Source organism: Cystobacter fuscus (assembly GCF_002305875.1).
In the GTDB taxonomy this organism is placed as follows: domain Bacteria; phylum Myxococcota; class Myxococcia; order Myxococcales; family Myxococcaceae; genus Cystobacter; species Cystobacter fuscus_A.
This window is the reverse complement of the sequence record NZ_CP022098.1, coordinates 10913901-10936221: the sequence shown is the minus strand read 5'-3', so window position 1 is coordinate 10936221 and position 22321 is coordinate 10913901. Positions and strand designations below refer to the sequence as shown.

23 protein-coding genes are annotated in these 22321 nt (G+C 69.6%); 16 read left to right on the top strand and 7 right to left on the bottom strand.

The features are described 5' to 3' along the window. Positions 1-11: 11 nt before the first annotated feature. Entirely contained in the window at positions 12-1586 is a 1575-nt protein-coding gene (locus CYFUS_RS44315) for an NAD(P)-binding domain-containing protein (RefSeq protein WP_095990717.1), read from the bottom strand. Positions 1587-1683: 97 nt separating this feature from the next. Next, positions 1684-2985, bottom strand: a complete 1302-nt coding sequence (locus CYFUS_RS44310; RefSeq protein WP_095990716.1) for an IS3 family transposase — start codon at positions 2983-2985, stop codon at positions 1684-1686. Between CYFUS_RS44310 and CYFUS_RS54200 the strand changes: the two genes are divergently transcribed. After that, entirely contained in the window at positions 2870-3334 is a 465-nt protein-coding gene (locus tag CYFUS_RS54200) for a DUF2167 domain-containing protein (RefSeq protein WP_095992589.1), read from the top strand. The genes CYFUS_RS44310 and CYFUS_RS54200 overlap by 116 nt on opposite strands. A gap of 467 nt (positions 3335-3801) precedes the next feature. On the opposite strand, the gene CYFUS_RS54195 is transcribed toward CYFUS_RS54200, so the two are convergent. Beyond that, positions 3802-4539: a sensor histidine kinase gene (locus CYFUS_RS54195; RefSeq protein ID WP_269770182.1), complete on the bottom strand. Its 738-nt coding sequence runs from the start codon at positions 4537-4539 to the stop codon at positions 3802-3804. A gap of 367 nt (positions 4540-4906) precedes the next feature. On the opposite strand from CYFUS_RS54195, the gene CYFUS_RS44290 reads away from it, so the two are divergent. From CYFUS_RS44290 to CYFUS_RS44275, 4 genes are all read left to right on the top strand, one after another. Further along, the gene (locus CYFUS_RS44290; RefSeq protein ID WP_095990715.1) at positions 4907-5905 is read left to right on the top strand and encodes a hypothetical protein; all 999 of its coding nucleotides are present in this window, start codon (positions 4907-4909) and stop codon (positions 5903-5905) included. 159 nt (positions 5906-6064) lie between these two features. Continuing rightward, positions 6065-7042 carry a fumarylacetoacetate hydrolase family protein gene (locus tag CYFUS_RS44285; protein WP_095990714.1) on the top strand — a complete coding sequence of 326 codons (978 nt, stop codon included), beginning with the start codon at positions 6065-6067 and terminating at the stop codon, positions 7040-7042. Beyond that, entirely contained in the window at positions 7039-7686 is a 648-nt protein-coding gene (maiA, locus tag CYFUS_RS44280; RefSeq protein ID WP_095990713.1) for a maleylacetoacetate isomerase, read from the top strand. Before CYFUS_RS44285 ends, maiA begins: the two co-directional genes overlap by 4 nt. A gap of 50 nt (positions 7687-7736) precedes the next feature. Further along, complete coding sequence (locus tag CYFUS_RS44275) at positions 7737-8900, top strand: 4-hydroxyphenylpyruvate dioxygenase family protein (RefSeq protein ID WP_095990712.1); 1164 nt, start codon at positions 7737-7739, stop codon at positions 8898-8900. Between the two features lie 25 nt (positions 8901-8925). Here the strand turns inward: CYFUS_RS44275 and mutM are convergent, their stop codons facing one another. Beyond that, entirely contained in the window at positions 8926-9780 is an 855-nt protein-coding gene (gene mutM / locus CYFUS_RS44270) for a bifunctional DNA-formamidopyrimidine glycosylase/DNA-(apurinic or apyrimidinic site) lyase (protein ID WP_095990711.1), read from the bottom strand. Positions 9781-9922: 142 nt separating this feature from the next. On the opposite strand from mutM, the gene CYFUS_RS44265 reads away from it, so the two are divergent. Continuing rightward, entirely contained in the window at positions 9923-10648 is a 726-nt protein-coding gene (locus tag CYFUS_RS44265) for an SDR family oxidoreductase (RefSeq protein WP_095990710.1), read from the top strand. Next, entirely contained in the window at positions 10645-11481 is an 837-nt protein-coding gene (locus CYFUS_RS44260; protein ID WP_095990709.1) for a dihydroneopterin aldolase, read from the top strand. Before CYFUS_RS44265 ends, CYFUS_RS44260 begins: the two co-directional genes overlap by 4 nt. Before the next feature lie 23 nt (positions 11482-11504). Here CYFUS_RS44260 and CYFUS_RS44255 read toward each other — a convergent pair whose 3' ends face one another. Continuing rightward, positions 11505-12572: a YgfZ/GcvT domain-containing protein gene (locus tag CYFUS_RS44255; protein WP_095990708.1), complete on the bottom strand. Its 1068-nt coding sequence runs from the start codon at positions 12570-12572 to the stop codon at positions 11505-11507. A 38-nt stretch (positions 12573-12610) separates the two neighbouring features. Between CYFUS_RS44255 and CYFUS_RS44250 the strand changes: the two genes are divergently transcribed. From CYFUS_RS44250 to CYFUS_RS44240, 3 genes are read left to right on the top strand one after another with little or no spacing between them, the layout of a single operon-like run. Then, positions 12611-12937 (top strand): cupin domain-containing protein, encoded by a 327-nt coding sequence (locus tag CYFUS_RS44250; protein ID WP_095990707.1) that lies wholly within the window; start codon positions 12611-12613, stop codon positions 12935-12937. After that, complete coding sequence (locus CYFUS_RS44245) at positions 12934-14265, top strand: thioredoxin domain-containing protein (protein WP_095990706.1); 1332 nt, start codon at positions 12934-12936, stop codon at positions 14263-14265. Before CYFUS_RS44250 ends, CYFUS_RS44245 begins: the two co-directional genes overlap by 4 nt. Positions 14266-14275: 10 nt before the next feature. Then, complete coding sequence (locus tag CYFUS_RS44240) at positions 14276-14653, top strand: translation initiation factor (protein WP_071899420.1); 378 nt, start codon at positions 14276-14278, stop codon at positions 14651-14653. Positions 14654-14671: 18 nt separating this feature from the next. On the opposite strand, the gene CYFUS_RS44235 is transcribed toward CYFUS_RS44240, so the two are convergent. Both CYFUS_RS44235 and CYFUS_RS44230 read right to left on the bottom strand, forming a co-directional pair. After that, a complete protein-coding gene (locus CYFUS_RS44235) occupies positions 14672-15676 on the bottom strand; it encodes an isocitrate dehydrogenase (NAD(+)) (RefSeq protein ID WP_095990705.1) in 1005 nt (334 codons plus the stop codon). Between the two features lie 66 nt (positions 15677-15742). Continuing rightward, on the bottom strand, positions 15743-16516 hold the full coding sequence (locus CYFUS_RS44230) for a DUF2270 domain-containing protein (protein ID WP_095990704.1): 774 nt from the start codon (positions 16514-16516) through the stop codon (positions 15743-15745). A gap of 78 nt (positions 16517-16594) precedes the next feature. Between CYFUS_RS44230 and CYFUS_RS44225 the strand changes: the two genes are divergently transcribed. From CYFUS_RS44225 to CYFUS_RS44200, 6 genes are all read left to right on the top strand, one after another. Further along, a complete protein-coding gene (locus tag CYFUS_RS44225; protein ID WP_095990703.1) occupies positions 16595-18655 on the top strand; it encodes a hybrid sensor histidine kinase/response regulator in 2061 nt (686 codons plus the stop codon). A 147-nt stretch (positions 18656-18802) separates the two neighbouring features. Beyond that, on the top strand, positions 18803-19429 hold the full coding sequence (locus CYFUS_RS44220) for a TIGR02265 family protein (RefSeq protein ID WP_157759001.1): 627 nt from the start codon (positions 18803-18805) through the stop codon (positions 19427-19429). Positions 19430-19448: 19 nt separating this feature from the next. Next, the gene (locus CYFUS_RS44215) at positions 19449-20141 is read left to right on the top strand and encodes an HAD family hydrolase (protein WP_095992588.1); all 693 of its coding nucleotides are present in this window, start codon (positions 19449-19451) and stop codon (positions 20139-20141) included. 232 nt (positions 20142-20373) lie between these two features. Then, positions 20374-20997 carry a TIGR02265 family protein gene (locus tag CYFUS_RS44210; protein WP_157759000.1) on the top strand — a complete coding sequence of 208 codons (624 nt, stop codon included), beginning with the start codon at positions 20374-20376 and terminating at the stop codon, positions 20995-20997. Between the two features lie 28 nt (positions 20998-21025). Beyond that, the gene (locus CYFUS_RS44205) at positions 21026-21628 is read left to right on the top strand and encodes a TIGR02265 family protein (protein WP_095990700.1); all 603 of its coding nucleotides are present in this window, start codon (positions 21026-21028) and stop codon (positions 21626-21628) included. A gap of 27 nt (positions 21629-21655) precedes the next feature. Further along, positions 21656-22318, top strand: a complete 663-nt coding sequence (locus CYFUS_RS44200; RefSeq protein WP_157758999.1) for a DUF2378 family protein — start codon at positions 21656-21658, stop codon at positions 22316-22318. Positions 22319-22321 lie beyond the last annotated feature (3 nt).

Genomic DNA, 22321 nt, shown 5'->3' with positions numbered 1-22321 from the left:
GCCGTGGGTGCTCAGGCCGCGGGCCGGTTGTTCTTCTCGGCGGCCCGGGCGAGCTCCCGCTCGAAGAAGGCGCGCAGGGGGCCGCGGTGGACGGCCTCGTTCGTCCAGTCGTTCTCGAGGTTCTCGGTCACGTGGTGCGTCGCCACGAGCTCGCGCTGGTGGTAGCAGCGCACCACGGGGTGCAGGTAGCGGCCCTCGCCCGAGCGCATGGCGTCGTTCTGGGCGATGCGGCCCACCTCGACGTCGAAGGGATCCACGTCCGCGTGGCCCGGGCCGTACTCGAGGCTGATGGTGAAGTGGCACGGGGTGTCGCCGAACGAGCTGTCCTGGGCGTAGGCGAGCGGCACCTCCTCGAGGTACTTCGCCTGGCCGTCCTGACCGACGAGGATGGAGTCGCCGAGGAAGGAGAACTGCTGCCAGAGGCCGGAGCTGCGGTTGACGCGGGCGAGCACCGCCTCCATGAGGGCCTCGGGCCTGGCCGGGTGCGTCTGATGGGGCCACTCGGCGCCGTGGTACTTGCGCTCGAGGATGCGGTGCAGGGCGCGCACGCTGTAGCGGAAGCCGTGGATGAAGCCGCCGGTGGACTTCTTGAAGTCACGCACCTGGCCGATGGTGCCCGCGAAGTGCAGGCCCGGGACGTTGGTGGACTCCCACTCGGCGGTCTGGTTGGGGAAGCGGTCGCGGATGACGAGCTCGGGCCGGCAGCTCTCGTCGAAGATGGATGCGTCGAAGCGGAAGCCCGTGCAGAGGATGATGCGGTCGTAGCGCAGGTCCTTCGTGACCTCGTTGGCGCGCGAGAAGCTCAGGGTGACGACGAAGCCGTTGTCCTGCTTCTCGATGCGCTGGATGTTGCCGTCCAGCAGGGCGTTCTGGGACTTGAGCTGGTAGGTGTCCAGGAAGTTGTTGTTCACCGCGCGCAGGTGGCCCACGTAGTGCGTGCGCCACGCCATGCGGATGGAGGACGGGCCCGCGACGTGGATGACGGCGGCGGTGGAGATGAGGTTGTCGGCGGTCTCGAAGGCGGAGTTGCCCTTGCCGATGATGAGCACGCGCTTGTTGATGAAGTCCTTGGGGTCCACGGACACGTCCCCGTAGAGCTCCGCGTGCTCGATGCCGGGGATGGGGGGGATGTTGTGCCTGGTGACGCCCGTGGCGGCGATGAGCCGCTTCGCCTCGAACGTGCGGCCCTGCTGGGTCTCGACGCGGAAGCCGCCGTCCGGGGCGCGGCTCACGCGGGTGACGCGGGCGTCGTACTCGATGGGGAGCTGGTTCTTGCTCGCGAAGTCACCCAGGTACTTCACGAGCACGTCAGCGGGCGGGAAGTAGCGGTCCGTGTATTTGGTGAACAGGAGCTCCGGGTCATCGGACAGGAGCGAGTTCCAGTCCATGCGCAGGTTGAGCTCGGGGTCGCTCGTCCCGTTGTAGACCTTGTTGCTGGAGATGAGCGTGCGGTGGCGCGGATAGGTCTTGAAGAACGTGCCCGCCGAGGAGCCCGCCTCGAGGATGCGGAAGCTCCGGCCCGCCTTGGCGAGCAGATAGCCCAACTGCAGCCCCGCCGGGCCCGCGCCGATGATGAGGTAATCCATGGTGGTGTCGTCTTCCCGAGGGGCATCGTGTGGAACGTCTCGATGCCGGGGGGCCCCTCGTCGTCTCCGTTCGAGACGACAAGAAGGCTGGCACGTGTCAACCTCGGGGCACGGCGCGGGAGCCGTCAGGGGTTGTCACTCGGGGCCTGGCGGAGAAGAGGAAGGGGCGTGACGCTCCGTGATGTGTCAACGGAGTTGTCGCCTGGACGTCTGTCTTTTCATCTCTCAATGTTTGGGAATGCGGGGGGAAACGGAGCCGGGTCCGGGGAGGTGCACTCGGCGGCGCCCAGGTGCGGATGCTGCGCGACCATCGGCCTGGATGTCGGACGCGGGCCCGTTCGTACAGCCGTGCCCGGCGCTGGAATATTCGCGTATCACGGCCGAAGTACCGGTCCTCCGGGGTGACGTAGCCCAGACGGCTGTGCAGGTGCTCCCGGTTGTACCAGTCGACGAAGCGGGAGACCCAGGTCCGGGCGGCCGTGGTGGAGGGGAAGGGTTCGCGAGGGTAGTCGGGACGGCCCTTGAGGGTCCCGAAGAGGGATTCCACGAAGGTGTTGTCGTTGCTCACCCGCGGGCGGCTGTAGGCGGGGATGATGCCCAGCCGCCGCAGCGTGTGCGCCATCGCGCGGCCCTTCATGGGGCGGCCGTTGTCGGCGTGGAGGATGAGTCCGGAGGGATCGACTCCGTTGCTCCGGCAGGTCTGGCGGATGAGCCGGGCGGCGCGCCGGGCGCTCTCGTCGGGGTGGATGCGCCAGCCCATGATGCGCCGGCTGAAGACATCCATCACGAGGTACAGGTAGAGGAAGGAGCCTCGCTCGGGGCCTCGCAGGTAGGTGATGTCCCAGCTCCAGATCTGATTGGGTGCCACGGCGGGCTGCTCGTGCATGGGCCGTGACGGCGGGGTGTCACCGCGCACGGAGGGGGTCTTCCCCACCGCGCGCAGGAGTCGGTACAGGGTGGATTCCGAGACGAGGTAGCGGTTCTGGTCCGCGAGTCTGGGGACGATCTGCCGGGGAGAGAGCCCCTGGAAGGCGGGGGAGCGGAGCAGTTCCAGGGCGTAGCGCCGCTCCTGCTCGCCGAGCCGGTTGGGTGGGGGGCGCCGGGTCTGGCTCCGCCCATCCAGCGCCCGCGTGGAGTGGCGCCAGCGTTGGAGGGTGCGCGAGGACAGGCCCAGCAACTGGCAGGCGGAGGACTGCCGTGCGCCTTCGGCCATGGCCCACTCGACGAGAGCGAGAACCCGGCCGCGGGTGTCGGGGGGATGAAGCCGGCCTCTTCCCCCCAGGGTGAGCCCACGTGCCTTCACCGCCAGCATCAACAGCGCCCGTGCTTCCGATAGAGCCCTGCGTTGGCACTCGTGCTCTCGCTCGAGTTGCTTCACCCGTGCGGCGTGGTCGTCCATCCGCGCATCTTCTCAGAGGGACATCGGGTCGCGCACGGGCTCGGCTGGGGGATTGTGCGCGCGAGCCCCGAGCGGCCATACCGCGCCCCCACTTCCCCGTCGTGAGGAGGCCAACGAGGAGCGCGTGAAGCGTGGCTTCAAACCCTTGCAGGTGAGTGATTGGACCGAGGTCCCGCATTACGACAAGGCTCGTCACGAGCTCATCTGGGCGCTCGAGGCCCTCGCGGACAATGGCGCGTCGGTGAACCACAGCACGCTCCTGCTCGCCGTGGGTGCGTTCGCCTTGCTCGAGCGACTCTTCGGCAAGAAGGAGGCGGAGGTCTCGCCCTCGGTGCCTCCGACCGAGTGAGCCGCGCCAACGGCGTCGAAGGCTGGCTCATTCGGCGCTCGCGATGGAACACGGCGGGCGCCTGGCGCTCGGGAGACAACGGGCCGGGCGCTCGTGGGCAGGGCAGGCGGGGAAGACGCGCGGCCCGTGGGCCTCAGCCGCGCAGCTTCGCGCGCGAGGCGGGAGGGATTTGAACGAAGCAGCCAGGGGCTCCCGGCATCCGCGCGAAACGGCTGAGTTTGCTGGAGTTCCCTTCCTCGAACAGGATGGCGTATACCTGAGCGAGTGTCTCCGCGGCCTCATTGAAAAGGCATGCATCCTGGACGGCGAGAGCAGCGAACGTCATGGCGTGGCTCCCTGCGTTGAGGTTGTCGTATCGAGACTTCTTGGAAGATAATGCCGGGCCCCTTCCGTGGCACCCCATTCCGCGGGGCAGGTGGATTCCCGACGTCATCCTCGCCGCGAAGTCCACTTTCGCCCGCCTGGTCTCATGACGGACCGGGAGGGGGTTGCGCCACCAGGGGCAAGCGCATCACGAAGCGGGCGCCGCCCTCGGGGCGGTTCTCCGCGTGGAGCGTGCCCCCGGCCCGCGACACGTACTCGCGGCACAGGGCGAGCCCCAACCCCGTGCCCCTGCCGGGGGGCTTGGTGGTGAAGAAGGCCTCGAAGATGTGGGGCAACACCTCCGGGGGGATGCCCGGTCCGTTGTCCTCCACCCGCAGGCACACTGCTTGTCCCTCCCGCCTCGCGCTCACCGTGATGTGCGCGCGGCGCGGGGGATGCGCGGCCTCCACCGCGTCCGGCCAGACTCCTCGCCTCGTGCAGGGCTTGCTCCAGCACGCCCTCCTCGGCCTCGCCCAACTGGCCGGAGCGCGAGAAGCCTCCCGCTCGGCGCGTCCCCGCAGGCGCTCGCTCTCGGCGAGCTGCTCCAGCGCCTGGAGACGAGACTGGTGGGCCTCCCGCTGCGCGGCGATCATGCGCTGGTACACGCGCGTGCCGAAGAGGGCCAGCCACAGCAGCGCGAGCGAGCTGAACGCCTGGAGAAACAACGTGCTCGGTGGCACCTGGGCGAGCACGCCCACGAGCACGACCGCGAGGAGCGCCGCCCCTCCGCTCAGTCCGACGAGTCCGCTCAGCACCCCCAACTGCTCCGGCTCGCACCAGCCTCGGGTCAGCGCCAGGCCGAGCCCCACGTAGACCAGGATGCAAAACAACAGGGAGCCCACGAGCGGAGGGAGAGGCTCCATGTGACCGCGCAGTGGACGAGCAGCACGCCCGCCAGACAGGCCGCTCCGTTGAAGTAGCTCTTCCGCTGGACTTCCCGTATGGCCTTCGCGTCGGAGGGGTCGGGTCCCATGGCGAAGTGAATCCTACACGTCGCATTCGTGCCTCCGCGGGTGGGCGCTCGTGTGGGCGGAGCGTAGGGGTCGCGAGCCTCCGTCCCAGGGTTTTCATGGGGTTGCTCGATAGAGGACAAATCAAGACGGCATCCCCTGAATGAGATAGAATTCACTTCGTGTCGGCTCCGGCACGTTCGCTGTCGCCACGGACCCATCCCGTTCTGTGTGGGTCTCTTCACCCGAGGCTTTCCATATGGGACGCGCCCCCCGGTTCTCCACGGGCATGTCGTGCTCGCCCGCCATCTCCACGTTGGCGACTCCCGCGTTGATGACGCTCTGGGGGGGCCACCTGCCCTTCGCGCCCGGAGGGGAAAAGCTCCAGCGGGAGTTGAGCCGGCCGGAGTTGTTCTCGCGCATCTGTGTGAGTGAGCCCTACTTCGCGTTGCAGGAGGTGAAGGGGGTGGGGCGGGGCGAGGTGATGGCGCGTCTGCCCGTGGAGCCGCGGCCGGAGGCGGAGTGTTCGCCCCTGCATGCCTCGGAGGTGTACCGGCACCTGTCGGTCCTCGGCGCGTGCGCGGCGTCGCTGATGAACCCGAGCGAGGGTCCGCACTGCTATCTGCCCCGGCGCGCGTGGGTGGATCGGCTCCACGAGGGGCCGCTGCCCCGGGCCACCCAGCCGTTGCACTGCTCGGCGAAGGCGGAGTTCAACCAGCGGCGCACGGCGCTCGCGCAGGTGCTGCTGTCGGATCCCGAGGGCCAGCCGCTCTTCGCGATGGGCGTGGATTACAACGTGCTGCACGCGGAGTCCTTCGTGCGGCTGTTCCAGGGAACACGGCAGGATCCCCGGCCCGAGGGCCCGTGCCGGGGCCCCGCCGTCCAGGTCCCGCTTCCGTCCCTGCGAGACGTGGTGCGCGAGGGGGAGTGCCTGCGGGGCACGCTCGGCCCGGTGGGTCCGGAGCTGTGCCGGGGTCACTTCGAGCTGTTCCCGGTGCTGCCGATGGCGGCGGTGGTGGAGGGCCTGTGTGGGCTGGCGGGCACGCTGCTGGGCCAGGGGGAGGGCCAGCGGCCGGCGCGCTACCTCGTGACGCGCGCGGATGTGCGCACCGAGAGCTTCGCCCACGCCGGAGAGACGGTGCGCTTCGACGCCCACCGGCTGGCCGTGAAGGGCCGCGACCATTACTTCGACTGCTGGGCCTCGGTGGAGGGCCGCGTGGTGGCGGTGATGGAGCTGACGCTCTCCTGTCTGGATTGAGACCTTCCCGCGAGCTGAATGGTGTCCATGAATCGAAGTCCTGGCATCGCATGAGCGATGCTCCGCATGACGCGGTGCGAGGTGCCCGCCTTCCGCTTGACACCCCGTGCTCCGGCACGGAAAAGCCGGGGGGCAAGCCACCTGCCAGGAGCTCGACACATGAAGCTCGCCACCCTCAAGGACGGAACGCGCGACGGACGGCTCATCGTCGTCAAGCGGGACCAGTCGACGTTCGTGCCCGCCACCGCCGTGGCTCCCTCGCTCCAGGCCGCGTTGGATCAATGGGACGCGTTGGAGCCCCGGCTGCGCGCCCTGGCCGAGGACCTGGAGTCGGGCCGCGTGCGCGGCGAGCCGCTCGATGTGCGCGCCCTGCACTCACCCCTGCCCCGCGCCTACGAGTGGGTGGACGGCAGCGTCTATCTCAACCATGTGGTGCTCGTGCGCAAGGCGCGCAACGCCGAGCCCCCCGCCACGCTCAAGACGGATCCGCTCGTCTACCAGGGCGGCTCGGGCACCTTCCTCGCGCCCACGCAGGACCTGGTGCTGCCCGACGAGAGCTGGGGCCTGGACTTCGAGTCCGAGGTGGCCGTCATCCTCGGTGACGTGCCGCTGGGCACCCAGGCGAAGGACGCGGGCCGGTACGTGAAGCTGGTGATGCTCTGCAATGACGTCACCCTGCGCAACCTCATCCCCGCCGAGCTCGCCAAGGGCTTTGGCTTCTTCCAGGGCAAGCCCTCCACCGCCTTCAGCCCCTTCGCGCTCACCCCGGACGAGCTGGGCGCGGCGTGGAAGGACGGCCGGCTCCACCTGCGCCTGCGCTCCACCCTCAATGGTCAGGTGGTGGGTGACACGGACGCCGGCCCGGAGATGCACTTCTCCTTCTTCGATTTGATCCAGCACATCGCCAAGACGCGCGCCTTCACCGCGGGGACGATCCTCGGCAGTGGCACCGTGTCCAACGAGGATCGCTCCCGGGGCATCTCCTGCCTCGCCGAGCGGCGGATGATCGAGACCATCGAGCACGGCGCGCCCCGCACGCCCTTCATGAAGGTGGGCGACACGATCGACATCGAGATGTTCGGTCCGGAGGGCACGAGCCTGTTCGGCCGCATCTCCCAGAAGGTGGTCGCGGGATGAAGCTCCATGGCTACTGGCGCTCGTCCTCCTCCTGGCGGGTGCGCATCGCGCTGAACCTCAAGGGCCTGTCCTACGAGTACGTGCCCGTGCACCTGGTGAAGGACGGGGGCGAGCAGCACTCCGAGGCCTACCGGGCCCTCAACCCCCTGCGCACGGTGCCCATGTTGGAGTTCACCGAGGGGGGCCGTGTCCACCACCTGAGCCAGTCCCTGGCCATCCTCGAGTACCTCGAGGAGCGTCATCCCTCGCCTGCCCTGCTGCCGGCCGATCCCCTTCTCCGGGCTCGGGTCCGGATGTTGTCGGAGGTGGTGAACTCGGGCATCCAGCCGCTGCAGAACCTGTCGGTGCTCCAGCGCATCAAGGCCGAGTGGAAAGGGGACGACAAGGCCTGGGCCGCGCATTGGATCGACCGCGGGCTGGGGGCGTTCCAGGCGATGGCCCAGGAGACGGCGGGCCGTTATTGCGTGGGGGACAGCGTGTCGTTCGCCGATGCGTGCCTGGTGCCACAGCTGTACTCCGCCCGGCGGTTTGGAGTCGATCTCCAGCCGTATGGACTGCTCACCCGCGTGGAAGCAGCGTGTGCCTCCCTTCCCGCCTTCCAGGCGGCTCACGCGGACCGGCAGCCCGACGCGGTCCCCGCTTGAACTGGTTTTCGCAGTATCGAATCGCGACGCACTGAAGGAGCCGATGACACATGGCAAAGCTTGAATCGCTGGGCATCAAGGGTTTGGAGAGCGTTCACTGGTATGTGTCCGACCTGGAGCGCAGCCGCCGCTTCTACGTGAATGGTCTGGACTTCACGGAGCGGGGCGGGTCCTCCCCCGAGCTGGAGGCCAAGGGCAAGCAGAAGTCCGCCGTCTTCCAGGCGGGGCAGATCGTGCTGGTGGTGAGCCAGCCGGTGGGCGAGGGCGGCCGGGCATGGCGCTACCTGCGCAAGCACCCGGACGGCGTGGGCACGCTCAACTTCCAGGTGGAGGACATCGAGAAGACCTTCCGCCTGCTGGAGGATCGCGGCGCCACCTTCATCAACGACATCGAGCGCCACACGGACGAGAAGGGCGGCAAGCTCGCCCAGTTCTCCATCACCACGCCCTTTGGGGACACCACCTTCCGCTTCATCCAGCGTGATGGGTATCAGGCGCTCTATCCGGGCTTCGTGGCGCACCCCGAGCCGCGCGGGGGCACCAACCGCTACGGCTTCAGCCACGTGGACCACATCACCACCAACTTCCAGACGATGAAGCCCATGCTCCTGTGGATGGAGCATGTCATGGGCTTCGAGAAGTTCTGGGAGGTGCAGTTCCACACCGACGACGTGAAGGCGAAGCAGAAGCGCTCGCACGGCTCGGGCCTGCGCTCCGAGGTGATGTGGGATCCGGCGAGCCGGGTGAAGTTCGCCAACAACGAGCCCCTGCGCCCGTTCTTCAAGGCCTCGCAGGTCAACCTCTTCAACGAGGACAACCGGGGCGATGGCGTGCAGCACCTGGCGCTCATCGTGAAGGACATCCTCACCACCGTGCGCGAGATGCGCGACAAGAAGGCCGTGGGCTTCATGCCGACGCCGGGCTCCTACTACGACGTGCTGCCCGAGCACATCCAGAAGCTGGGCATCAAGAAGATCGACGAGGACATCGAGGTGCTGCGCGACCTGCAGGTGCTCGTGGATGGGGGCGGCGAGCACAGCTACATGCTGCAGATCTTCATGCAGGATGGGGCGGGGCTCTACAAGGACCAGAAGGCGGGCCCCTTCTTCTACGAGCTCATCCAGCGCAAGGGTGACCAGGGCTTCGGCTTCGGCAACTTCCGCGCCCTCTTCGAGAGCATCGAGCGCGCGCAGCAGGCGGAAGGCCGGGTCTGACCCGGACGTCCCCGGGGCCCGTCGTTCAGGGCCCCAGGGGCAGGGTGGGTGCGTGGCCGGGCGGTTGCTCGGGCTGGCAGTGCGGGCACCAGTGGGTGTTGCGGCCACCGAGCTTGCTCGCGCGCACCGGAGCGCCACAGCGGGGACAGGGCTCGCCCGTGCGGCCGAACACGTGGCGGTGGTGACGGGCCTGTCCCTGGACGCCGAAGAGATCCCGCTGGGTGCCCCGCAGGCGGATGCCCTCGTCGAGCACCTCGCGGATGGCCTCGTGGAGGCGGCCCACCTCGGCGGGCGTCAGCGAGGCGGCGGAGCGGCGGGGATGGAGGCCCGCGCTCCACAGGCTCTCGTCGGCGTCGCGGTTGCCGAGCCCCGCGAGGACGCGTTGGTTGAGGAGCACCGTCTTGAGCGGGCCCCGGCGCCGGCGCAACTGCCGCGCGAGCAGCTCGGGGGTGAAGTCATCCGCGAGCGCCTCGGGTCCCAGCTCGGACAACTTCAGGCGCTCGGCCAGCTCGTCCGCGGGGCCGAGCGCGGCCCGTGCGTAGCCGAGGGTGTCGCTGAAGATCAGCTCCTCGCCCCCTTCCAGGCCGAACACCACGAGGGTGGCCTCGGGTCGCGTGCCACTCAAGGGGCGCAGTGAGAGGTTGCCCCAGAGCATCAGGTGGAGGGCCAGTACCTGTCCGTCGTCCAGTGACAGGAGCATGAGCTTGGCCCGCCGCCGCGCGGCGGTGACACGGCGTCCCTCCAGGCGCGAGGACAACTCCCGGTGCGAGGGGAAGCGCACCGCCGCGGGATCGAGCACCTCCGCGCCGGTGAGGCGCCGTCCCACCACCGCTTGTTGCAGGTCGCGCACCAGCGTCTCCACCTCGGGCACTTCCGCCATGGCCTGGAGTCCTCCTCTCCCAGGCAACGTAAGCAGCCAGCGGGGGAGACTCAACCGGTCATCCCGGACGAAGGGACTTCTGGGGTGGGCTGGGTCGAGGGGCTCGCCCGCCTGCTCGGCCCGCGATAAGGATGCCGCCCATATGGGGACCGCATTCGTCACAGGGGCTGGAGTCCGCGTGGGCAGCGCGGTGGCTCGTGCGCTGGGCCGCGCCGGGTATGACCTCGCGCTCCACGTGAATCGTTCCATGAAGACGGCGGAAGCGTTGGCCGAGGAGCTGCGGGCGCTCGGCCGCCGTGTCTCGCTCTACGCGGCGGACCTGTCCCAGCCCGGAGCGGTGGACGAGCTGGGAGCGCGGGTGCGCGCGGAGCACGCGGCCCTGGACGTGGTGGTCCACAACGCGGGGCTCTATGAGCGGGTGGCCTTCGACTCCATCTCCCGCGAGCAGTACCGGACGATGCTCGGGGTGAACCTGGAGGCGCCCTTCTTCCTGACGCAGGCGCTGCTGCCGTCCCTGCGCCAGGGCACGCAGCCGCTGGTCGTGCACATCACCGACATCGGCGGGGAGCGGGCGGAGAGCGGGTATGCGCACTACACGGTGAGCAAGGCCGCGCTCATCATGCTCACCCGGGCGCTGGCGGTGGAGCTGGCGCCGCACGTGCGCGTCAACGCCGTGTCTCCTGGCACGGTGGCCTTTCCGGAGAACTTCGGCGCGGCCGAGCGCGAGGCCATCCTCGCGCGCATCCCCTTCGGCCGCGAGGGGAGCGTGGAGGACGTGGCCCGCACCGTGCTCTTCCTCGCCCGCGAGGCGCCCTATGTCACCGGGCAGGTGATCGCCGTGGACGGTGGCCGGAGCGCGCAACTGTGAGCGCGGAGCCCTTCAATCCGCCCCAGGTGATGGACGAGCGGGGCCGGCCGCTGGATGTCATCGTGCTGCGGGGGCTCACGGTGGACTGCATCGTGGGCATCTACAACCGCGAGCGCGTGGCGGCCCAGCCGCTGCGGCTCGACGTGGCGCTCTTCCTGGATACCCGCTCGGCCGGGGCCAGCGGAAGGCTCGGGGACACGGTGCACTACGGGCGGCTCGCCGGAGAGCTGCGCTTCCTGCTGGAGGCCTGCCGCTTCGAGCTGCTGGAGTCCGCGGCGGAGGCGGTGTGCCACTACCTCCTCGCGCCTCCCCGCGACGACTCGCCCCGCACGCGCCTGGAGGCCACCTCCGTGCGCATCACCAAGCCCCAGGCGCTCGGTGGCCTGGTGGTGCCCTCGCTCCAGGTGCACCGCTCGGCGCGGGAGATGGTCTACGCGGAGCGGGAGACGTCATTCGGGCGCGTGGAGGTGCTGCACGAGGGGACCGGCTATGGCGTCTACCATCTGCGCGTGAAGCCCGGCGGCGTCCTCTCCGTGCCCGCGCACCCGGAGGGGGAGGAGAGCGAGCTGGTGCTGGGCTCCGGGCTGTTGGCGCAGGGCCAACCGGTGGCGCGTGGCACGGCCTTCCATTGGCCGCGGGGCATGGCGCACCGCCATGACAACCCCACGGGCAGCGAGCAGACGGTGCTGTGCGTGGCCCGGCCCCGCCTGGTGCTCCCGGAGGGGCCGGGGCCGGAGCTGCCCGTGGAGGGACTCCAGCCCGTGCCCGGGCACGCGTACTACCCGCGCGACGAGCAGGCGGCTCCCGTGCGGGAGGCCCCGGGTCCCGGATGAGCCGGGCCGGGGGCGGGGGGACGTCAGGCGAAGGGGAGCGCGGACACGGTGGCCTCGGCGGGCCCGTCGCCCAGCGTCAGCACCGTTCCCGGCTCCAGGTGGTCGCGGTGCACGTAGCCCAGCGCCAGGGACTGGCCGGAGCCCGGAGCGCGCACCACGGTGGTGAGCCAGCCGACCTTCTTGCCGTCCTTCTTCAGCTCGGTCCCGGGCGCCGTCTCGGCCGTGCCGAGGCGCAGGCCGGCCAGCTTCCGGTTCATGTGCCCCCGGAAGGTGGCGCGGGCGATGACCTCCTGCCCGATGTAGCACCCCTTGTTGTACGAGATGCCGTGCGTGAGGTTGGCTTCCAGGGGGATGGTGGTGTCGACCATGTCCTGGCCATAGCGCGGCACCCCGGCCTCCACCCGCAGCACCTCCAGGGCGCGCCAGCCCAGGGGCTCGAGTCCGAGGTCCGAGCCCGCCGCCACCAGCGCCTTCCAGACCGCTTCCAGTCCGGAGCGCGGCACCCACACCTCCACGCCCTGGGCGGAGGGCCAGGTCGCGCCCTGGAGCAGGACGTCCTGGCCGGCCAGGGTGGCCCCCCGGGTGGCGTTCGGGACGAGGGGGGCGAAGGGCTGGCCCAGGACGGCTCCGAGCAGCTCGGACGTCCGGGGGCCGAGCAGCCGCAGCACCCCCTGCTCCTCCGTGGCGTCGTGCAGCTCCGCGTCCTCGGAGATGAGGAATTTTTCCAGGAACTCCCGGACCTTGCCGCCCAGCCCCGGCTCCAGGTCGAGCACCAGGTCGTTCTCACGGCGCAGGATTCGTGCGTCGGCCACCATGGCGCCCTTCACGGTGATGAGGGCGGTGTAGGCCGAGGTCCCGGCCGCCAGCCCCTTCACGTCCTGGGTCACCATGCCGTGCAGGAAGCTTGTACGGTCCTCCCCGGTTATGCGCAGCGCTTCGCGGTAGGTGGCGTCGTGCAGGGCCACGCTTTCCCGGGCCGCCCGGTATTCGGCCTCCGCGTCCCCATAATCCGCCACGACCTCGCGGCCGTTGGCTTCCTGGAAGCGGGCGCCTGCCTGCTCGTGAAGAAAATGCAGAGACAGCGGTTGCATGACCGTCGCTATATAGAGGCCCGGGAGTGAATGCCACGATGGATGTGAAACACCTGTCCGCCTTCATGGGCTTCTCCGCCGAGAAGCTCCAGAAGCACAACCTCTTCAAGTCCGAGCGCTTCTTCCTGGACGTGTATTGCCTCGCGCCCGGCCAGGCCCAGAAGCCCCACCAGCACGCCCACTCGGACAAGGTGTACCTCGTCCTGGAAGGGCAGTGCCGCTTCCGCATCGGCGCGGACGAGGCCCCTCATGGCCCCGGCGCCGCTCTCTTCGCACCCGCGGGCGTCGAGCACGGCGTCACCAATGATGGTCCCGGCAACGCCCGCCTCCTCGTCCTGATGACCCCCCCTCCGGAGCACGCATGAGCAAGAAGGCCAATCCGCCCCCTCCCCCTCCCGTTCGCGGAGCCCAGGTGCTGCTCGCCCTGGGGCTCGCCGAGAGCGCCCTCTCCCTCTTCCAGTGGAGCCAGCTGCTCACCCTGCGCCAGGGCGGCGCCACCGTGTGTGGTGTCTCCGAGCACGTCAACTGCGAGACGGTGTGGAACACGCCCTTCGCCGGCGCGGTGCACGAGTTGCTGCGCATGCCGGTGGCGGGACTCGGGCTCGTGTGGGGCCTCGTCGCCGTGGCGCTCTCCGCGCTCTACCTCGTCTGGCAGCGGGGGGCTCGTCCCGTGCGGCCCGCCGTCAACGGGCTGCGTCTGACGGCCGCCGCGGGCGTGGCCGCCTGCGCCGTGTTCGCCGCCGTGAGCGCGAGCACCGGCGTGCTGTGTCCCACGTGTCTGGGCACCTACGTCCTCACGCTCGCCTTCGCCGCCGTGGCCTGGAAGGGTCTGCCCGGCGCGCTCCTGCCCCAGGCGGGGGAGTGGGGCACCACCCTGAAGTGGACGGTGGGCTTCACCGCGGCCGCCTATGTCGCGCTGCTCGTGCCCGGCTCGCAGACGCCCCGCTCCTCCTCGTCCTCGGAGTCCGTCGCCCAGGTGGCTCCGCTTCCGGGCTCCCTGGAGGCCTACCTCAAGAGCCTGTCCGCGCAGGAGCAGCAGGCCGTCTCCGACGCGCTCGCCCTCTACCGCCAGGCCACCCCCCTGCCGGCTCCCTCCGCCGCGCGCCGCCTGTATGGCACGACGAGCGCGCCGGTGAAGATGGTGGAGTGGACCGACAGCCGCTGCCCCCACTGCAAGGCCCTGGTGGAGACGCTCGCCGTCATGAAGAAGCGCCTGCCCGAGGGCAAGCTGTCCCTCGAGGCCCGCCAGTACCCGCTCGACAGCGAGTGCAACTTCACCATGCCGCCCCAGGCCAGCGATGGCTCCGGCATCCGCTGTGTCGCCGCCAAGGGGCAGATCTGCATCGAGGACGCTCCGGACTACTGGGAGCTGCGCGAGAAGCTCTTCGCCGCCCAGCGCTCGCTCACCAGCCGCGACGCGGTGCTGCAGGTGCTCTCCTCGGGCTCCGTGTCCCGCATGCAGCTCGATGGGTGCATCGCCCGGCAGGACACCGAGCGCAAGCTGCGCGACGACATCGCCTACGCCCGGCAGCACGACATTCACGGCACGCCCCTGGTGGTCATCAATGGCCGCGAGGCGCGCGCGTTCCCGGCGTTCCTCTACGCCCTCATCCTGGCGGACGGCAACCCGGACGCGAGCGCCTTCGGCACGCTGCCCGCGCCGCGCAACCTCCAGGCCCACCAGGCGCACTGAGCGGGACGTCATGGGCAAGCGCGACAAGAAGCCCGAGGCGCCCGCCCCCGCGGCGCCCTTCCACAACCCCTTCGCCTCGCTCGCGCTCGACCGCGAGGCGCTGCCTCCCGGGCCCGCGCCCGCGCCCGTGAAGGACGAGCCGGCGAAGGGGCCCGCGCGCGCCGTGGTGCGCCTGGAGCGCAAGGGCCGTGGCGGCAAGGAGGTGACGGTGGTGGAGCAGTTGGGGCTGCCCGAGGCCGAGCGCGACAAGTGGCTCAAGGCGCTCAAGGGGGCGCTGGGCTGTGGCGGGGCGGTGGAGGAAGACACCCTGGTGCTCCAGGGCGACCAGCGCGAGCGGCTGCCCGCGCTCCTGGAAGCCCGCGGCGTGCGCCGCGTCACCGTGGGCTGAGCCGCGGCGGGCGAGCCGCTACAGCGCGGCGATGACGGCGTCGGTGAAGTCGCGCGTGCTGGAGGTGCCGCCCAGGTCTCCGGTGCGCACCTTCGCCTCGGAGTGCACGCGGGCGAGCGCGTTCTCGAAGCGGCGCGCGGCCTCCTTCATGTCGAGCCAGTCGAGCATCATCACCGCCGACATCATCAGCGCGGTGGGGTTGGCCAGGCCCTTGCCCGCGATGTCCGGCGCCGTGCCGTGCACCGCCTCGAACATCGCCGTGCGCTCGCCGATGTTGGCGCCCGGCACCAGGCCCAGGCCTCCCACCAGCCCCGCGCACAGGTCGCTCAGGATGTCCCCGTAGAGGTTCTCCATCACCAGCACGTCATAGCGGCTCGGATCCTTCACGAGCTGCATGCACATGTTGTCGACGATGACCTCCTCGTATTGGATTTCCGGGAACTCGCGGCCCACCTTGCGCGCGCAGTCGAGGAAGAGGCCATCCGACAACTTCATGATGTTGGCCTTGTGCACCGCGGTGACCTTCTTGCGCCCGTTCCTGCGCGCGTGCTCGAAGGCGAAGCGCGCGATGCGGGTGGAGGCCTTCTCGGTGATGATCTTCAAGGACTCCACCACGCCCGGCACGATGATGTGCTCGATGCCCGCGTAGAGGCTCTCCGTGTTCTCGCGCACCACCACCAGGTCCACGCCCTCGTAGCGCGTCTTCACGCCGGGCACGCTCTTGACGGGGCGCAGCGCGGCGTACAGGTCCAGGCGCTTGCGCAGCCCCACGTTGGCGGACGCCATGCCGCCGCCCACCACCGTGCCCGTGGGACCCTTGAGCGCCACGCCGTTGCGCAGCACCGACTCCACCGTCGCGTCGGGCAGGTTGGTGCCGAACTTGGCGATGCACTCGGCTCCCGCGTCGTGGTGCTCGAACTCCAGGGGAACCTCGAGCGCCTTGAGGACTCGGAGGGTGGCCGCCATGACCTCGGGGCCGATACCGTCTCCATTGATGACCGTGACCGTACGCGGAGTCGCCATGTCGTCCGCTTCAACCACAAAAGCCAGGGGGCCGGAAGGAGGAAAACCCACCCCGGAAGAGCCTGGCTAATGCAACGGCGGAGGCGGTGGAGGCGCGGGGCGGCGGCTGCGGCGGCGGGGGGCGAGCGTGGCGTAGGGCCGGTAGAACGCCTCCCATAGCGCGGCGCGTCGGCCCCGGGGCAGCGGGCGCAGCTCGCCCATGGGCGCCCGGGTGAAGAAGGAGGCCGCGAAGATGTAGGCGAAGACGAGCACCACCAGCCCCACCACCACCGTCACCACCCCGCCCGGCACCGGGCCCACGCTCGCCCGCTGCATGAACTCGTGCACGTCCTCGGGGGCGTCGGGGTGGGTGTACACCTTGACGAACCAGGTGAGCGTCAACACGAGCAGGATGGGGCCGTAGGCGCGGTTGAGCCGCGTGGAGATGGCCGAGAAGAGCGAGAGCTGGATCTGCGGCCGCTCCACCAGATTGACCAGCTCGCGGATGGCGTCCGGGTCCACCGGCTCGCGGCGCAAGAGCGGCACCCAGTAGCCGTTTTCCAACAGTCGCACCCGGCGGATCCACAAGTCGTAATAGCGGTAGCGCCGCGCCTCGATGAGCAGGAACGTCAGCACCATCCAGATGCCCACCAGGAACACCACCGGCGAGGCCGAGGTGGTGAAGCCGAAGGAGATGACGGCCGCGGTGGTGGTGAGCGACCAGTTGGTGGTGTTGTCCAGGCGCGAGCGCCAGGTGTCCGAGCGGCTGAGCTCGCCCCGGAAGAGCTGCGCCATGGCCGAGTCCGAGATGGGAGAGACCTCGAATTCGTTCTTGTCGCGATCATTTCCGTCGTTCGCCATCCTCGCCCTCCCGTGGGGGACCGTCGCATTCCGGCTGGCCGCTCCCAGCTCCCATGCCCACCCTGTACGGGAGGAACCATGGTCATTCCCTTCCTCCAAGACACCCCACGACCCGTGGACCCGGTGCCGGCCCTGCTCTCCCTGCTGGAAGAGGAGGGCGAGCGCGTGGTGCGGCTGTGGGCCAAGCGCATCCGGGCGGAGACCCATGAGCTGGACGTGCCCGGCAGGGACCTGCGGGCCCCCTTGCGCCCGCTGGTGGACGAGCTCGTCCGCCTGCTCAGGGACCGGGGGAAGGACGCCCTCATCCTCTGGCCGGAGGTGGTGCGTTCGCACGGGGCGCGGCGCTACGACCAGCGCTTCGACCCGGAGGACCTGGCGCGCGAGTTCAAGGCGCTGGGGGAAGTGCTGCTCTACGTGTACGCGCGGCGCAACCGCCAGCGGCTGGAGCCGGAGGTGGCCACCTTCGTGGTGGAGCTGGTGGGCGAGGCACACGCCTCGGCGCAGGCCTCCTTCACGCGGGTGCTCAAGACGGAGGAGGTGCGCTTTCGCGAGGCGGCGGTGATGGAGTCGGTGCTCAACCACGTGGAGGTGGGCATCCTGCTGGCCGAGCTGGATGGGACGGTGTCCTTCGCCACGCCGCCGGTCAGCCGCCTCATCGGCATGCCCATGCGCGCCGTGGTGGGGGCGCGCTCGCACACGTCGCTGGCGACGGTGCTCTCGCAGGTGAACGCGCGCCACCCGGATGGCACGCCCTTCAAGGTGGCCGACATGCCCTTCATGCGCGCGCTGCGCGAGCATGGGCCGGTGCGCGGCGTGTTCATGGTGGTGGAGCGGCCCGGCGGGGAGGAGGCCACCCTGGAGCTGAGCGCCACGCCCCTGCGGCATGAGGGCGACGAGCTCGCCGGCGTCATTCAAACCTTCACCGACCGCACCGATGCGGCCAACCAGAACAAGGAGCTCTTGAGCGCTCATGACGAGCTGCGCCGGTTGCAGGGCCAGCTGTTGCAGCGCACGCGCACGCAGGCCCTGGGGCAGCTGGCCAGTGGCGCGGCGCACGCGCTCAACAACCTGCTCAACGTGCTGCGCCTGCGCATCACCCTCTTGCGGCGCGAGTACAACCCCGAGCACCTGGACTCGCTGGACAGGACGGTGGGGCAGGTGGGGGAGCTGGTGGCGCGGCTGCAGGAGTTCAACGTGGAGCGCAGCGAGGAGCACCTGCACGACGTGCAGGTGGATGCCTCGGTGCGCGAGGCGCTCGAGCTGGCGCGCGGGGAGCTGGAGCAGCGCGAGCACCCGGTGACGGTGGAGCTGCGTCTGGGCAATCCCGGCGCGGTGCGGGCCGATCCGGGCTTCTTCCGCGAGCTGGTGGTGAACCTGCTGCTGGCCGAGCGCGAGCGGCTGGGGGATGGGGGCGGGCGCGTGGTGATCCAGACGCGCGCGGAGCCGGGGGGCCAGGGCATGCTGCGCGTGGAGGACGCGGGCACGCCCTACTCCGCCGGGGAGCTGACGCGCATGTTCGATCCACTCAACCGCGAGGTGGGTGCTCCCCAGCTCTCGTTGCTGCTCGCGGTGGCGCGCGAGCAGGTGCGGCGCTGGGGCGGGGAGCTGACGGTGGAGAACCTCGCCGGACGCCCGGGCGCGGCCTTCGTCGTGCGCATGCCGCTGGTGCGCTCCACCCAGGAGCGCGAGGAGGACGAGCGGCTCGCGGGGGACAGCTGGGGCATGGTGGGACCCCGGCGCTTCCAGCGCACGCGCCGGGTCCTGGTGGTGGACGACGATCCGGACAACGCGCGGATGATGGCGGAGCTGCTCAGCGAGGAGGGCTACGACGTGAAGGTGGCCCCGGGCGGCGAGGTGGCGCTCAAGATGTGGGACGAGCGGCTCTATGACGCGGCGCTCCTGGACGCGGTGATGCCGGACCTGTCCGGCTGGGAGGTGGCGCGCGAGCTGCGCCAGCGCTCTCCCCATGCGCTGCTCGCCATCGTCACCGGCATGGACGTGCGCGGGCAGAATCGCGCCAACCTCGCCCTCGTGGACGCCGTGTTCCGCAAACCCATCGACGTGGGGGCCCTGGACGAGTTCCTCGGCCAGTCCGACCTCTCCACCTCCGGCTCCGCCTCGCCCTCTTTTCCGGGTTAATCCCTCTCTTCAGTTCTGGTTTGCAGGCTGAATGGATTTATCCAGCCGGATTGAGTTGGTCAATGAGAGACATGTCGGCGCTCATGGAGGGAAAGATGCGCGTGGGCTGTGGACGCCGCGGGGGGGAGCGGTGTGAAGTCGGGGCGCATGCACAGACACGATGAACAGGACCCATGGGTCGTGGCCCCGCCTGGCTCGGATGAGGATCTGGCGCGGCGTCTGGCCATGGCGTCGCCCACGGATACCGCGCGGGGCACGTTCTTGCGCACCACGTTGGATGCGGTCCGCTGTCTGGGTGACGAGGAGGCGGTGCGCGACTGCCAGCGGGCCAGTGGCGAGGACAAGCTCGTCGACTTCTTCGCCTATCCGGTCAGCGCCAGCCTGCGCATGATGTTCATCGCGGCGCGCATGCTGGAGGACCGCTGTGGAGGCATCGACGAGGCGCTGCGGGCCCTGGGCTACCGTGCCGCGGATGGCTTCCTGTGCTCGGCGGCGGGCATGGCGCTGCAGCTCCTGGCCAATGGGGACGTGAAGAAGCTGGTGGACAACCTGCCGGCGACGTACCGGGCCTCGGTGAGCTTTGGCAGCCGCTCCATCGTGTGGACGGGCCCCACGCGCGGTCGGCTCATCATGCGCCGGGAGTTCATGCCCTATCCCTTCCTCGAGGGCGTGTTGATGGGGGTGCTGGACAAGGCGAGCGCGCGCGACGCCCAGGTGCGCGGCCACCAGTTGTCCACGCTGGAGAGCGAGTACGAGGTCTCCTGGCAGACGTGATAGGGCCTGGGGCATGTCCATGTCCATGCCCCTGCCTCCCCCCACCGCCGTCCTCTTCGACATGGACGGCACGCTCGTCGACAACATGCGCTTCCACGTCCAGGCCTGGGTCGCCCTGGCGCGCTCGCTCGGTCTGGACGCGGCCGGAGCGCCCGAGGAGCGCTTCGAGCGGGAGTTCGCCGGCAAGCGCAACGAGGAGATCCTCCCCGCGCTGCTGGGCCGCCCCATGGCCCCCGAGGAGGTGACGCGCCTGGCGGATCAGAAGGAAGCGCACTACCGCGAGCTGTACGGGCCGCACCTCATGGCGCTGCGCGGTGCCCCGGAGCTGCTTGCCCGCCTGCGTCAAGCGGGACGGGGGCTCGCGGTGGCCACGGCCGCGCCCGCGGCCAACCGGGACTTCGTGCTCGATGGGCTCGCGCTGCGCCCCTTCTTCTCGCGCGTCGTCGGCGCCGAGGACGTGACGCGGGGCAAGCCCGCGCCGGACATCTTCCTCGCCACCGCCCGGGCGCTCGGCGTGGAGCCTACCGGGTGCGTCGTCTTCGAGGACGCCGTCAATGGCATCCTCGCGGCGCGCGCGGCCGGCATGTTCGCCGTGGGTGTCACCACCCTCCTGCCGGAACAGACACTGCGTGAGGCCGGCGCCCATTGGGTCATTCCTGACTTCGCCTCGCTGCCCCAGGAGCTCGAGCGCTGGCTGCTGCACGCGCGCTGATCCTCGACACCGCGCGTGGCCCCGCGCTGTGGTCGGATTGAAAGCTTTCAACGTTCCGGTAGGGGCCGGGTGATGACAGCGCAATCCCACAAGGGGAATGGAAAGACAGACAATGCCTATCCTTTCCCCGGGAAAAAGGAATAGGATGTGGCGGGCTGTTACTGACATCCCGGAGGGGATGCCCTACGCTAGGCATTGGTCGTTCAAGCGGGTTGCCGCTCAGGGGGCACTCATGGCCGTGAATGACAGCGTGGGCCTTGGTGAGGCAAAGGCAGACGCCTGGGAACAGGAGCTGGCGCGGCGGAGCGGTCTGGTCGCGGAGCGGCACACGGTGCGTGGGATGTACTTCAATGGCACACTCGATGCGCTCCGCTCGCTGGGACACGAGCCGTTGGTGAGACGGTGTGTGGAGGAAAGTGGTGAGTCCCACTTCCTGGACTTCTTCAGCTACCCCGCGAGGCTGCACTACCGGATGGTCTCCACGGCGTTGCCGGCACTGGCGCGAGAGTATGGAGGAGCGGAGGAGGGGTTGCGGCAGTTGGGGCAGCAGGTGGCGCGGCGGGTGTGGGGGCTCGGGGTGGGCAAGGTGATGTTGTCGCTGTCACCGCTCAGTCCCCGGCAGCTCCAATCCGCGCTGCCCATGGCCTATCGCACGTCGGTGAGCTTCGGCGAGTACGAGGTTCGCTGGATGGGGCCGTGCAGTGGACGGCTGACGCTCAAGCAGGGCTTCATGCCCTATCCGTTCCACGAGGGCGTGGTGAAGACATCGTTGGGTTTGTGGGGGGGGCGCGCGGTACGTGTCAGTGGCAGGCAGACAGGTGGGCTCGACAGTGAATGCGACTTCTGGTGGCAGTGAGCGGCTCCTTCATGGGCGAGGGAGCACGGTGAGCCCCCCCCTCGAGTTTCCGGGACGCGAGGCCGCGCTGTGGGCGCCACGGCTGGCCCAGGCGACCTCGGAGGACATGGCGCGTGGCTTGTTCTGCCAGGGGGCGCTGCGGGCCATCCGGGTGCTCGGTGACGAGGACCTGGCGGCGCGGTGTGCCACCGCGTGCGGACAGGCCTGGTTCTTCGACTTCTTCAACTACTCCATCCGGCTCTTCCTGGAGATGGTGTCCACGGCGCTGCCCCCGCTCATGGAGCGCCATGGCGAGGCGGAGTGCACCCTGTGGTTGATGGGGCATTGCGTGGCGACGGACTTCCTGGAGTCGGAGGCCGGTCGGGCCATGCAGGTGCTGGTGCGCGGCGAGGCGCGGCGGCTCGTCAATCACCTGCCGTCCACCTATCTGGTGTCGGTCAATGGCACACGCTCGGTGGAGTGGTTGGGCCCCCAGCACTGCCGCTTCACCATGAAGCGTGACTTCGCGCCCGCGGCGTTCCACGAGGGCATGCTGGTGGCCATGTTGGAGCGGATGGATGCCCGCCGTGTCCACGTGGTGGGTGTGCAGACAGGCGTGCTGGACAGTGAGTACGACATCTCCTGGCGGTGAGTGTTGGAGATGAGGTAACCCCAGCGGTTGGATCCGGGCTTCGCGCCCCCTTTCGAATCCGAGGTCCACGTGATTGCTTCTCCTTCTTTGAGCGCAGGAGACGGGTGGGTTCCTGATCTCTCGCGGCGGCTGGAACTCGTGACGCCCTCGCACACGATGCAGGGTCTGTTCGTGCGCAGCTTCCAGGCGGCGGTCCTCGCGCTCGGCGAGGGGGATCAAGACGTGCTGGAGCGCTGCCGTCAGGTGTGGGCGCAGCACGACACGTATGTGGACTCCTTCTATTACCCCTCTCGGCTCCAGCTCGAGGTGCTGGACGTGGCCCTGGCTCCCCTGGCCGCCCGGCATGGAGGCGCTTCCCGGGTCTTGCAACTGCTGGGACGGCGGTGCGTGCGCGACTTCCTGGCGTCCTTTATCGGCCGGGCGCTGCTCGTGGGGGCGGGAGGCGATGCGAAGCGGCTGTTGACCCAGGCCCCCGAGGCCTACCGGATCGCGGTGAGTAGTAGCGTGCACTCCTTGCGGTGGCTGGGGCCCAATCACTGTGTGTGGACCATGCACCGCGACTTCATGCCCATGCCGTTCCAGGAGGGCATCATCCAGGGCCTGTTCGAGGAGGCGCGGATCCTGAACGTGACGGTGCTCGGCCGGCAACTGGACACGCTCGAGGGCGAGTACGACATCTCCTGGCGCTGAGCC

Bases quoted from the DNA above. Each gene is read 5' to 3' on its own strand.
- CYFUS_RS44315 (WP_095990717.1), bottom strand. From the start codon at position 1,586: ATGGATTACCTCATCATCGGCGCGGGCCCGGCGGGGCTGCAGTTGGGC.
- CYFUS_RS44310 (WP_095990716.1), bottom strand. From the start codon at position 2,985: ATGGACGACCACGCCGCACGGGTGAAGCAACTCGAGCGAGAGCACGAG.
- CYFUS_RS44290 (WP_095990715.1), top strand. From the start codon at position 4,907: ATGGGACGCGCCCCCCGGTTCTCCACGGGCATGTCGTGCTCGCCCGCC.
- CYFUS_RS44285 (WP_095990714.1), top strand. From the start codon at position 6,065: ATGAAGCTCGCCACCCTCAAGGACGGAACGCGCGACGGACGGCTCATC.
- maiA (WP_095990713.1), top strand. From the start codon at position 7,039: ATGAAGCTCCATGGCTACTGGCGCTCGTCCTCCTCCTGGCGGGTGCGC.
- CYFUS_RS44275 (WP_095990712.1), top strand. From the start codon at position 7,737: ATGGCAAAGCTTGAATCGCTGGGCATCAAGGGTTTGGAGAGCGTTCAC.
- mutM (WP_095990711.1), bottom strand. From the start codon at position 9,780: ATGGCGGAAGTGCCCGAGGTGGAGACGCTGGTGCGCGACCTGCAACAA.
- CYFUS_RS44265 (WP_095990710.1), top strand. From the start codon at position 9,923: ATGGGGACCGCATTCGTCACAGGGGCTGGAGTCCGCGTGGGCAGCGCG.
- CYFUS_RS44255 (WP_095990708.1), bottom strand. From the start codon at position 12,572: ATGCAACCGCTGTCTCTGCATTTTCTTCACGAGCAGGCAGGCGCCCGC.
- CYFUS_RS44250 (WP_095990707.1), top strand. From the start codon at position 12,611: ATGGATGTGAAACACCTGTCCGCCTTCATGGGCTTCTCCGCCGAGAAG.
- CYFUS_RS44245 (WP_095990706.1), top strand. From the start codon at position 12,934: ATGAGCAAGAAGGCCAATCCGCCCCCTCCCCCTCCCGTTCGCGGAGCC.
- CYFUS_RS44240 (WP_071899420.1), top strand. From the start codon at position 14,276: ATGGGCAAGCGCGACAAGAAGCCCGAGGCGCCCGCCCCCGCGGCGCCC.
- CYFUS_RS44235 (WP_095990705.1), bottom strand. From the start codon at position 15,676: ATGGCGACTCCGCGTACGGTCACGGTCATCAATGGAGACGGTATCGGC.
- CYFUS_RS44230 (WP_095990704.1), bottom strand. From the start codon at position 16,516: ATGGCGAACGACGGAAATGATCGCGACAAGAACGAATTCGAGGTCTCT.
- CYFUS_RS44225 (WP_095990703.1), top strand. From the start codon at position 16,595: ATGGTCATTCCCTTCCTCCAAGACACCCCACGACCCGTGGACCCGGTG.
- CYFUS_RS44220 (WP_157759001.1), top strand. From the start codon at position 18,803: ATGCACAGACACGATGAACAGGACCCATGGGTCGTGGCCCCGCCTGGC.
- CYFUS_RS44215 (WP_095992588.1), top strand. From the start codon at position 19,449: ATGTCCATGCCCCTGCCTCCCCCCACCGCCGTCCTCTTCGACATGGAC.
- CYFUS_RS44210 (WP_157759000.1), top strand. From the start codon at position 20,374: ATGGCCGTGAATGACAGCGTGGGCCTTGGTGAGGCAAAGGCAGACGCC.